General features: G+C 38.0%; 10 protein-coding genes. All 10 read left to right on the top strand.

Annotated elements, in window-relative coordinates; genetic code table 11:
- Positions 1-91 precede the first annotated feature (91 nt).
- The 10 genes from A8O23_RS20920 (at position 92) to A8O23_RS20875 (ending at position 12,197) form a co-directional block, all read left to right on the top strand.
- Positions 92-322, top strand: a complete 231-nt coding sequence (locus A8O23_RS20920; protein WP_153042312.1) for a hypothetical protein — start codon at positions 92-94, stop codon at positions 320-322.
- Positions 323-667: 345 nt separating this feature from the next.
- A complete protein-coding gene (locus A8O23_RS20915; RefSeq protein ID WP_066626015.1) occupies positions 668-3,244 on the top strand; it encodes an N-6 DNA methylase in 2,577 nt (858 codons plus the stop codon).
- Between the two features lie 498 nt (positions 3,245-3,742).
- On the top strand, positions 3,743-4,345 hold the full coding sequence (locus A8O23_RS20910) for a ParA family protein (RefSeq protein WP_066626013.1): 603 nt from the start codon (positions 3,743-3,745) through the stop codon (positions 4,343-4,345).
- A 59-nt stretch (positions 4,346-4,404) separates the two neighbouring features.
- Positions 4,405-4,671: a hypothetical protein gene (locus tag A8O23_RS20905; protein ID WP_066626011.1), complete on the top strand. Its 267-nt coding sequence runs from the start codon at positions 4,405-4,407 to the stop codon at positions 4,669-4,671.
- Positions 4,672-5,078: 407 nt separating this feature from the next.
- Positions 5,079-5,999 (top strand): replication initiation protein, encoded by a 921-nt coding sequence (locus A8O23_RS20900; RefSeq protein ID WP_066626008.1) that lies wholly within the window; start codon positions 5,079-5,081, stop codon positions 5,997-5,999.
- A 290-nt stretch (positions 6,000-6,289) separates the two neighbouring features.
- Complete coding sequence (locus A8O23_RS20895; protein ID WP_153042312.1) at positions 6,290-6,520, top strand: hypothetical protein; 231 nt, start codon at positions 6,290-6,292, stop codon at positions 6,518-6,520.
- A 345-nt stretch (positions 6,521-6,865) separates the two neighbouring features.
- Positions 6,866-9,442 carry an N-6 DNA methylase gene (locus A8O23_RS20890; RefSeq protein WP_066626015.1) on the top strand — a complete coding sequence of 859 codons (2,577 nt, stop codon included), beginning with the start codon at positions 6,866-6,868 and terminating at the stop codon, positions 9,440-9,442.
- 498 nt (positions 9,443-9,940) lie between these two features.
- Positions 9,941-10,543, top strand: a complete 603-nt coding sequence (locus A8O23_RS20885; RefSeq protein ID WP_066626013.1) for a ParA family protein — start codon at positions 9,941-9,943, stop codon at positions 10,541-10,543.
- A 59-nt stretch (positions 10,544-10,602) separates the two neighbouring features.
- Positions 10,603-10,869 (top strand): hypothetical protein, encoded by a 267-nt coding sequence (locus A8O23_RS20880; protein WP_066626011.1) that lies wholly within the window; start codon positions 10,603-10,605, stop codon positions 10,867-10,869.
- A 407-nt stretch (positions 10,870-11,276) separates the two neighbouring features.
- On the top strand, positions 11,277-12,197 hold the full coding sequence (locus A8O23_RS20875; protein ID WP_066626008.1) for a replication initiation protein: 921 nt from the start codon (positions 11,277-11,279) through the stop codon (positions 12,195-12,197).
- The last annotated feature ends 178 nt before the right edge of the window (positions 12,198-12,375 follow it).

The following is a 12,375-nucleotide window of genomic DNA, read 5'->3' as shown; positions in this document are numbered from 1 at the left end:
CCCCCGCGGTCAAGGTGAAAGTAGTCCTCATCAGGCTTAAATGTTTTCAGACAAGCTATATCTCGTAGACAACCAACTCAAAATATATGAAATGGATGAGATGACTAAAAAGTACTATTATCTTGTAAGGAAGATTATGTACGCCTTTGATGAAGGAGAAGCAGAAAGGTACCATTACCAGCTCATTAAATATTTGGAAGAAAACCCTGGTGCCATCAAAATAAACTGCGCGCAATGCGGAGAGAAGTTTCCCGCTGATGCTGATGCCAAAGTTGCTTGTTCAGAAAAGTGCCATAATGCTTATTACGGCTACGAGGACTAAATACGATCTATTAGAATAGCTCCACATATAGCCCCTTGCCTTCTCCAGATTGCACCATTCTTGGAAAACGCCGCAGTTTAACATAAGGTTAGTTATGAGGAAATGTGCTCTCACTTCATTTATAGAGCTATATATTTTTGCACCATTTGTTGCACTTTCTCATTGACGAGAGCACCCATGAAAGATATTAACCAGACATATTTGTAAATACTAAGTTTGTATCACTTCATTAGCTTAAGATAGTTACTTATAAATGAAGCATACATCAAGCAGGTAGATGCGATTGACTCTACAGATGTATTTTAACAGTACATAATTTAGAAACTTTAACTAAATAAAAGCTAAATGCAGCAATTTGATATAGACTTCAATGAAGATGGAAAAATAATAGATTTTCTTTCTGGAAACCTATTAGAACCTAGACCAGAAGAACTTGTAAGACAGAATTATTTAAGGGTTTTACATTATGAGTATCAATATCCTAAAAACGTAATCGCAAAGGAAGTTGCTATCTACTATGGTAGAAGTGAATTAAAAGATTCTCATGGAAATCCTGTAAGAGCCGATATTGTTGTTTACTCAAACGCTAAAGCTTGTATAGAAAAAGATCAAGGGAAAATTGAATTGATTGTTGAATGCAAGGCTTTAAATGAGCAAGGCGGTTATAATCAATTAGTGTCTTATATCTTTAACACAAGTGCCAATGGCGGAGCCTGGTATGATGGAGATAAAATACAGTACTTCAGAAGATTAACAACTCCCAACAATGACCTAATCCAATGGACTGGGATACCAAGAAAGGGGGAGGCATGGGACGCATTAGGCCGAAGGAAAAAGGATGACTTAAGGAGGCCTATAGATATAAAGGGATTACTCAGAAGATGCCATAATAAGTTGCATGGTAGGGGGGTTGATGGAGAAGAAGACGATTTAACCATGGACATGGTACGTCTAATACTTGCAAAAGCATTGGACGAGGAAAAATCAGGTGAACTTCCTGAATTCTATTGTACTCCAGAAGAATATCTTGACCCTGACGGGCAAGAAAGAGTAGCTGAAAGGATTAGATCTTTATTTCTGGAAGTAATTGCGCAGAATCCTGACGTTTTTAGCGAACATGAAAGGATATCTGTAGGCAAAAGAGCTATATGTGATGTTGTAATTGAGTTGCAGCCATATCGCCTTCTCAGCGATTTACAAGAGTCGGAAGACTGGGATATTATGGGTCATGCTTATGAACAATATACGGCTACATATCTTAAACGGAAAAGAGGACAATTCTTCACCAACAGATTGGTAGTAGATTTGATGGCTAAAATGGTAGATCCTGATTATACAGATATAATTCTAGATCCCGCAGGCGGATCTGGTGGCTTTCTGACTGGAGCTATGAGGTATGTTAGGAGAAAGATTTTAAGTGCTCAAGCGACAGCTACTGCAAAGCAACGTCAATTAGATAAGCATAGAACTAGGCTGTTTATGGTAGAAATCAGCAAGCGCCTTGTTAAAATTGCTAAAACTGCCATGATTCTCAATGGGGATGGACATGTTGGGATGACACAGGGAGATAGCTTAGGTCCGTATTCAAATTTAAATGACAATGTTTTAAGACTCGCTGGTAAAGGCAAGCCAAATATTATTTTAACCAATCCACCTTTTGCAGGAGCAGGCGATGGAAGAATAACTGATCCGAAGGTTTTAGATAGTTTTGCCTGTGGTATTAGATGGACAATGCGTGGAGGAAGCTATCAACCTACTGGAGAACGCAATAATGAAGGTGTCCCACCTGAAATGCTGTTTTTCGAAAGGTGTTTAGATTGGATTGCGCCAGGAGGACGGATAGGTATTGTTATGCCAAAGAGCTTTCTGGATACTCAAACCTATTATCCTGTGAGAGATATGCTATTAAACAATTTCAAGCTTCTTGCAGTGGTAAATTGTCATAAGGATACTTTTCAACCACATACAGGAGTAAGAACTTGTCTAGTTTTTGTTGAAAAACCTAAGTTGTCAGAATCAGTCCCTGATGACTACAGTATTTTTATGGCTATTTCTAAGAAAATTGGCCAAGACAGTGAGGGATATCCAATCTTTAAAAGAGATAATGAAAATAATTTAACAGGGGTTATAGACCACGATCTAGATGATATACTTAATGATTACCAATCCTTTAAAGAAGGAACACTAACAGAATCAGAGTATCACTTTACCATTAAGAAATCTGAAATAGATAGTATTCTACGAATCAACCCACAAGCTTATCTTCCTAATTTACACGAAACAATAAAAAACATTGAGTCTGTAGATGGCAAAGAAGGATGGTCTGTTACTACTATTGGCCAGATAGAGAAAGGGATAAAGATTTTTAAAGGCCCTAGATTAAAAAGCGAAAATTTAGTTGTAGAAACCCCCGGACCAAACATTGAACCCTATTATACTCCTTCTGCTGTACTACAAGAAAGAGGACAAGGTGCAAAGTTGTTTGATATTTCGATTGCTAGTGCAGTGCAGACAAAAGCCCTTAATGCAGTTAGAGTACACAAGGGGGATATAGTCATTTCCAGGTCTGGCACAATTGGCAGGGTTTCATATATCACTCAAAGATTGCATAATGCAATAGTATCAGATGATTTAATCAGAGTAAGAATCTCTGAAGAATATTTAAGGCACTACGTTTATTCATTTTTGCAGTCTAAAGCAGCATATGACCAAATGATTAGAAATGAATATGGTGCAGTTCAGCAACACCTTGAGCCTAATCATATAAGGGATATATTGATCCCAGTTCCAGAAAATTGGGAAGTAGTCGAAGGAATAATCGAAAATTCAAAAAAAGCTGTCTCAATCAAGGAACAATCAGAGGAAATAAACGATGAGCGAGAGAGAGAGATGCTTACTTTTCTAAGCAGTTTAGGGATTTAATCATTTAATATTATTCCTCTATCATAACTTTCGATCCCTATTTCGCTTCACTGCGTAATTAACTTTATTTAACTCTCTTATTTTCAATCATATAAGAACTACCATACTACGTACTGCCAAAAGTTAACCCCCGTTATACTCAACGGGGGAGCCTGGCACTCCAACGGACTTAAAGTAGGATAATAAGGCTAGATGTGGCAGGTTTGTTCCTGAAGGGGAATGAGAAAGGTCTTGTATAATTGCTAGGTTAGCACTTATCTACTGCAATTATAGCTAATCCTATCTATAGGAACAAGCTTACTTAGACGGTCCTAAATTTGTACGTGAACATAGGTCGACTTATCATTCTTGCCTTAAGTATTATTTAATACTACTATCTTAAGCTATGTATTTATGTAATATTGCATTTATGTATTTATGTAATCTTAAAAAAGAAAACCGTTTATTAAGATCTAACAACTTATCTATGGAGAGGATAAGATAAAACATACTAAGTAGATGCCTAAAATAGTAACCATAGCCCACCAAAAAGGAGGAGTAGGAAAAAGTACACTTGCACTCAATTTGGCAGCCTGTTTTATAGGTCAGCTCAATGTTGCCCTAGTGGATACGGACCCCCAGGGAAGTATTAGCGATTTGAAAGAGTCATTTCCAGACATGCCCATACTTACTATGAGTGATAGTAAACAACTACAAGCGACCCATTATGATCTACTTGTAATTGACACTCCTCCTTATTTATCAAATCAGCTGCCTGGACTTTTCCTAATTTCTGATTTTGTACTAGTGCCCACAAAAACTGGGTTCTTTGATATACTGGCTATACGTTCAACATTGGACCTAATTAAGCAGGCAAAAAAAAAGCGGCCAGATTTAAAAGCGGGAATTGTATTGAACATGGTAAAGCATAGATCAGGTGTAACAGGGGAAGTGTTGGAGTTATTGAAAGGTATGGATACTCCAGTTTTAAGCACCATGATATATGACCGGGTAAGCTTTACTCGGTCACCACTTACTGGTGGCGTACTTACCATGGATGATGAAAAGGCCAAAGAAGAAATAATGGCTCTAGCTAGTGAAGTAGTAGAAGCAATAGCTTAACCTACATAAATACATAACTATTGATTTACATATTTCTAGATATTTAGAAACTTAGAGAAATGGCAGATAAAGGTAAAAGTAATTATGAATCACAATTAGGAGGCTTAGCTAATAAGCTCAAAAGCACTCAAGTGAATACCCCACTTCAAGAAGTATTACCGGTGGCAGGAGCAAAAAAAATTAAAGAAGAAAAGCCAGAAGAGGCCCAGCTAAATGTGTGGATTCCTAAAGACTTATTTAAGAAATTAAAGCGGCGAGGACTTGATGCAGATATGACCTTAAAGGAAATCACAATCAAGGCGCTTGAAAATTACTTGTCTAAGTAGCTCATTGTCTTAACATTAATAAATGACTTTTTATATTAATTACTCACGGGCTTATAAAACCTGTTTTTTGCGCGTGGTCCCTTTCTCTTGCAGAAACTGTATTTTGACTTGTTCCCTTTTTGCTTTACCAAATTCCTCCCTTTTACTATCCGTACATCACAATTTTGTGAATATTTGATCTATTTGTATTATTTGTAAGGTCCATAAACCTCAGGCTATCAGCAATTTACACGCATATAAAAACAGGTTTTATAAGCCAAAAAACAGGTTTTATAAGCCAAAAAACAGGTTTTATAAGCCAATTAAACAGGTTTTATAAGCCAATTAAACAGGTTTTATAAGCCAAAAAACAGGTGTCAAAAAATTACTGTTTTTATTCCTGTTGTGGTTTTATATCTTGCTTGTTCATGGAAACATACGAGACAAACCAGAAGCTTCAGGTCCGGCACCACAATGCAATCACTAATGCCCGGCACGAGCTGTCAGCCGTTCAGCTAGATATCTATTTCATGATGCTCTCCAGGCTACGGCCAGGTGATAGCAAAGAGACTAGGTACAGTATAAGTGTAAAGGAAATAGAGGAGCTGACCGGCAGGCAATGGAATTATAAGCAACTGCGAGAAGCTACAGCAGGACTGATCGGTAAGGTTTTCGAGATTGAAGAGGAGGATGGTTTGCTGCAGGTGGCGTTAATGTCCAGTGCAAAGTACTTGAATGGCCAGGGTCGGATTCAACTTTCAATAGCTGATGAGCTAAAACCGTATCTAATTGACTTAAAAAGTAACTTTACGAGCTTTCAGCTTTATTGTGTCCTCTCAATGACTTCCAAGTATGCCAAATGGATGTATGTCCAGTTTGCTCGATGGAAGGATATAGGCCATCTTTCCTATGAGGTAGAGCAGCTTCGTACACGATTGAACCTAAAAGATCCTACCGGCAAGAATCCGGAGCAGTATAAGCAGTGGGGCCAGTTCAAAGATAACGTGCTGGAGCCGGCAATAAAGCAAATTAACACTAGTACTGATTTACGGATTAGTTACACCGTAGAAAAAAAAGGCAAGGCAATACACAAGCTTAATTTTGTCATTAAATCTGTGGCGCAGTTCCAAACCGTTATTCCTTTTGAGACAGCGCATGAAACAGCCGAGGATTCCCGTTTGAGGGAGCGCCTTAGAGATATTGGCATACTTGATACTAAACTGGTGAGAAAAGTTTTAGATAGCACAGAACTACGGAGAAAGGCTAATAAATGTCTTCATGATATTTCACTCAGGAGAAACAAGATTGATAATCCGGGGGGGTACTTTAGAACAACATTAGGCATCTAGCACTTATAAAACCTGTTTAATATAGGTGTTGGCTTACTTGCAAAAGTATTTATCAATAAATACTTGACTCGTATCTGGGGGCAGTTGTGCTAATGTATCAAGTGAAATACGATAAACCTTTGAGAGAATGATTGCCCCGCTCATCTTTGGCCTATCTCGCTGCGCGCAGATTAAGGGGGAGACCCCTCGCTACGCTCACCCCCCGCGGTCAAGGTGAAAGTAGTCCTCATCAGGCTTAAATGTTTTCAGACAAGCTATATCTCGTAGACAACCAACTCAAAATATATGAAATGGATGAGATGACTAAAAAGTACTATTATCTTGTAAGGAAGATTATGTACGCCTTTGATGAAGGAGAAGCAGAAAGGTACCATTACCAGCTCATTAAATATTTGGAAGAAAACCCTGGTGCCATCAAAATAAACTGCGCGCAATGCGGAGAGAAGTTTCCCGCTGATGCTGATGCCAAAGTTGCTTGTTCAGAAAAGTGCCATAATGCTTATTACGGCTACGAGGACTAAATACGATCTATTAGAATAGCTCCACATATAGCCCCTTGCCTTCTCCAGATTGCACCATTCTTGGAAAACGCCGCAGTTTAACATAAGGTTAGTTATGAGGAAATGTGCTCTCACTTCATTTATAGAGCTATATATTTTTGCACCATTTGTTGCACTTTCTCATTGACGAGAGCACCCATGAAAGATATTAACCAGACATATTTGTAAATACTAAGTTTGTATCACTTCATTAGCTTAAGATAGTTACTTATAAATGAAGCATACATCAAGCAGGTAGATGCGATTGACTCTACAGATGTATTTTAACAGTACATAATTTAGAAACTTTAACTAAATAAAAGCTAAATGCAGCAATTTGATATAGACTTCAATGAAGATGGAAAAATAATAGATTTTCTTTCTGGAAACCTATTAGAACCTAGACCAGAAGAACTTGTAAGACAGAATTATTTAAGGGTTTTACATTATGAGTATCAATATCCTAAAAACGTAATCGCAAAGGAAGTTGCTATCTACTATGGTAGAAGTGAATTAAAAGATTCTCATGGAAATCCTGTAAGAGCCGATATTGTTGTTTACTCAAACGCTAAAGCTTGTATAGAAAAAGATCAAGGGAAAATTGAATTGATTGTTGAATGCAAGGCTTTAAATGAGCAAGGCGGTTATAATCAATTAGTGTCTTATATCTTTAACACAAGTGCCAATGGCGGAGCCTGGTATGATGGAGATAAAATACAGTACTTCAGAAGATTAACAACTCCCAACAATGACCTAATCCAATGGACTGGGATACCAAGAAAGGGGGAGGCATGGGACGCATTAGGCCGAAGGAAAAAGGATGACTTAAGGAGGCCTATAGATATAAAGGGATTACTCAGAAGATGCCATAATAAGTTGCATGGTAGGGGGGTTGATGGAGAAGAAGACGATTTAACCATGGACATGGTACGTCTAATACTTGCAAAAGCATTGGACGAGGAAAAATCAGGTGAACTTCCTGAATTCTATTGTACTCCAGAAGAATATCTTGACCCTGACGGGCAAGAAAGAGTAGCTGAAAGGATTAGATCTTTATTTCTGGAAGTAATTGCGCAGAATCCTGACGTTTTTAGCGAACATGAAAGGATATCTGTAGGCAAAAGAGCTATATGTGATGTTGTAATTGAGTTGCAGCCATATCGCCTTCTCAGCGATTTACAAGAGTCGGAAGACTGGGATATTATGGGTCATGCTTATGAACAATATACGGCTACATATCTTAAACGGAAAAGAGGACAATTCTTCACCAACAGATTGGTAGTAGATTTGATGGCTAAAATGGTAGATCCTGATTATACAGATATAATTCTAGATCCCGCAGGCGGATCTGGTGGCTTTCTGACTGGAGCTATGAGGTATGTTAGGAGAAAGATTTTAAGTGCTCAAGCGACAGCTACTGCAAAGCAACGTCAATTAGATAAGCATAGAACTAGGCTGTTTATGGTAGAAATCAGCAAGCGCCTTGTTAAAATTGCTAAAACTGCCATGATTCTCAATGGGGATGGACATGTTGGGATGACACAGGGAGATAGCTTAGGTCCGTATTCAAATTTAAATGACAATGTTTTAAGACTCGCTGGTAAAGGCAAGCCAAATATTATTTTAACCAATCCACCTTTTGCAGGAGCAGGCGATGGAAGAATAACTGATCCGAAGGTTTTAGATAGTTTTGCCTGTGGTATTAGATGGACAATGCGTGGAGGAAGCTATCAACCTACTGGAGAACGCAATAATGAAGGTGTCCCACCTGAAATGCTGTTTTTCGAAAGGTGTTTAGATTGGATTGCGCCAGGAGGACGGATAGGTATTGTTATGCCAAAGAGCTTTCTGGATACTCAAACCTATTATCCTGTGAGAGATATGCTATTAAACAATTTCAAGCTTCTTGCAGTGGTAAATTGTCATAAGGATACTTTTCAACCACATACAGGAGTAAGAACTTGTCTAGTTTTTGTTGAAAAACCTAAGTTGTCAGAATCAGTCCCTGATGACTACAGTATTTTTATGGCTATTTCTAAGAAAATTGGCCAAGACAGTGAGGGATATCCAATCTTTAAAAGAGATAATGAAAATAATTTAACAGGGGTTATAGACCACGATCTAGATGATATACTTAATGATTACCAATCCTTTAAAGAAGGAACACTAACAGAATCAGAGTATCACTTTACCATTAAGAAATCTGAAATAGATAGTATTCTACGAATCAACCCACAAGCTTATCTTCCTAATTTACACGAAACAATAAAAAACATTGAGTCTGTAGATGGCAAAGAAGGATGGTCTGTTACTACTATTGGCCAGATAGAGAAAGGGATAAAGATTTTTAAAGGCCCTAGATTAAAAAGCGAAAATTTAGTTGTAGAAACCCCCGGACCAAACATTGAACCCTATTATACTCCTTCTGCTGTACTACAAGAAAGAGGACAAGGTGCAAAGTTGTTTGATATTTCGATTGCTAGTGCAGTGCAGACAAAAGCCCTTAATGCAGTTAGAGTACACAAGGGGGATATAGTCATTTCCAGGTCTGGCACAATTGGCAGGGTTTCATATATCACTCAAAGATTGCATAATGCAATAGTATCAGATGATTTAATCAGAGTAAGAATCTCTGAAGAATATTTAAGGCACTACGTTTATTCATTTTTGCAGTCTAAAGCAGCATATGACCAAATGATTAGAAATGAATATGGTGCAGTTCAGCAACACCTTGAGCCTAATCATATAAGGGATATATTGATCCCAGTTCCAGAAAATTGGGAAGTAGTCGAAGGAATAATCGAAAATTCAAAAAAAGCTGTCTCAATCAAGGAACAATCAGAGGAAATAAACGATGAGCGAGAGAGAGAGATGCTTACTTTTCTAAGCAGTTTAGGGATTTAATCATTTAATATTATTCCTCTATCATAACTTTCGATCCCTATTTCGCTTCACTGCGTAATTAACTTTATTTAACTCTCTTATTTTCAATCATATAAGAACTACCATACTACGTACTGCCAAAAGTTAACCCCCGTTATACTCAACGGGGGAGCCTGGCACTCCAACGGACTTAAAGTAGGATAATAAGGCTAGATGTGGCAGGTTTGTTCCTGAAGGGGAATGAGAAAGGTCTTGTATAATTGCTAGGTTAGCACTTATCTACTGCAATTATAGCTAATCCTATCTATAGGAACAAGCTTACTTAGACGGTCCTAAATTTGTACGTGAACATAGGTCGACTTATCATTCTTGCCTTAAGTATTATTTAATACTACTATCTTAAGCTATGTATTTATGTAATATTGCATTTATGTATTTATGTAATCTTAAAAAAGAAAACCGTTTATTAAGATCTAACAACTTATCTATGGAGAGGATAAGATAAAACATACTAAGTAGATGCCTAAAATAGTAACCATAGCCCACCAAAAAGGAGGAGTAGGAAAAAGTACACTTGCACTCAATTTGGCAGCCTGTTTTATAGGTCAGCTCAATGTTGCCCTAGTGGATACGGACCCCCAGGGAAGTATTAGCGATTTGAAAGAGTCATTTCCAGACATGCCCATACTTACTATGAGTGATAGTAAACAACTACAAGCGACCCATTATGATCTACTTGTAATTGACACTCCTCCTTATTTATCAAATCAGCTGCCTGGACTTTTCCTAATTTCTGATTTTGTACTAGTGCCCACAAAAACTGGGTTCTTTGATATACTGGCTATACGTTCAACATTGGACCTAATTAAGCAGGCAAAAAAAAAGCGGCCAGATTTAAAAGCGGGAATTGTATTGAACATGGTAAAGCATAGATCAGGTGTAACAGGGGAAGTGTTGGAGTTATTGAAAGGTATGGATACTCCAGTTTTAAGCACCATGATATATGACCGGGTAAGCTTTACTCGGTCACCACTTACTGGTGGCGTACTTACCATGGATGATGAAAAGGCCAAAGAAGAAATAATGGCTCTAGCTAGTGAAGTAGTAGAAGCAATAGCTTAACCTACATAAATACATAACTATTGATTTACATATTTCTAGATATTTAGAAACTTAGAGAAATGGCAGATAAAGGTAAAAGTAATTATGAATCACAATTAGGAGGCTTAGCTAATAAGCTCAAAAGCACTCAAGTGAATACCCCACTTCAAGAAGTATTACCGGTGGCAGGAGCAAAAAAAATTAAAGAAGAAAAGCCAGAAGAGGCCCAGCTAAATGTGTGGATTCCTAAAGACTTATTTAAGAAATTAAAGCGGCGAGGACTTGATGCAGATATGACCTTAAAGGAAATCACAATCAAGGCGCTTGAAAATTACTTGTCTAAGTAGCTCATTGTCTTAACATTAATAAATGACTTTTTATATTAATTACTCACGGGCTTATAAAACCTGTTTTTTGCGCGTGGTCCCTTTCTCTTGCAGAAACTGTATTTTGACTTGTTCCCTTTTTGCTTTACCAAATTCCTCCCTTTTACTATCCGTACATCACAATTTTGTGAATATTTGATCTATTTGTATTATTTGTAAGGTCCATAAACCTCAGGCTATCAGCAATTTACACGCATATAAAAACAGGTTTTATAAGCCAAAAAACAGGTTTTATAAGCCAAAAAACAGGTTTTATAAGCCAATTAAACAGGTTTTATAAGCCAATTAAACAGGTTTTATAAGCCAAAAAACAGGTGTCAAAAAATTACTGTTTTTATTCCTGTTGTGGTTTTATATCTTGCTTGTTCATGGAAACATACGAGACAAACCAGAAGCTTCAGGTCCGGCACCACAATGCAATCACTAATGCCCGGCACGAGCTGTCAGCCGTTCAGCTAGATATCTATTTCATGATGCTCTCCAGGCTACGGCCAGGTGATAGCAAAGAGACTAGGTACAGTATAAGTGTAAAGGAAATAGAGGAGCTGACCGGCAGGCAATGGAATTATAAGCAACTGCGAGAAGCTACAGCAGGACTGATCGGTAAGGTTTTCGAGATTGAAGAGGAGGATGGTTTGCTGCAGGTGGCGTTAATGTCCAGTGCAAAGTACTTGAATGGCCAGGGTCGGATTCAACTTTCAATAGCTGATGAGCTAAAACCGTATCTAATTGACTTAAAAAGTAACTTTACGAGCTTTCAGCTTTATTGTGTCCTCTCAATGACTTCCAAGTATGCCAAATGGATGTATGTCCAGTTTGCTCGATGGAAGGATATAGGCCATCTTTCCTATGAGGTAGAGCAGCTTCGTACACGATTGAACCTAAAAGATCCTACCGGCAAGAATCCGGAGCAGTATAAGCAGTGGGGCCAGTTCAAAGATAACGTGCTGGAGCCGGCAATAAAGCAAATTAACACTAGTACTGATTTACGGATTAGTTACACCGTAGAAAAAAAAGGCAAGGCAATACACAAGCTTAATTTTGTCATTAAATCTGTGGCGCAGTTCCAAACCGTTATTCCTTTTGAGACAGCGCATGAAACAGCCGAGGATTCCCGTTTGAGGGAGCGCCTTAGAGATATTGGCATACTTGATACTAAACTGGTGAGAAAAGTTTTAGATAGCACAGAACTACGGAGAAAGGCTAATAAATGTCTTCATGATATTTCACTCAGGAGAAACAAGATTGATAATCCGGGGGGGTACTTTAGAACAACATTAGGCATCTAGCACTTATAAAACCTGTTTAATATAGGTGTTGGCTTACTTGCAAAAGTATTTATCAATAAATACTTGACTCGTATCTGGGGGCAGTTGTGCTAATGTATCAAGTGAAATACGATAAACCTTTGAGAGAATGATTGCCCCGCTCATCTTTGGCCTATCTCGCTGCGCGCAGATTAAGGGG

This window comes from Rufibacter roseus (assembly GCF_001647285.1).
GTDB classification, from domain to species: Bacteria; Bacteroidota; Bacteroidia; order Cytophagales; family Hymenobacteraceae; genus Nibribacter; species Nibribacter roseus.
Note: the sequence above shows the minus strand (reverse complement) of the source record. Positions and strands in the feature narration are given on the sequence as shown.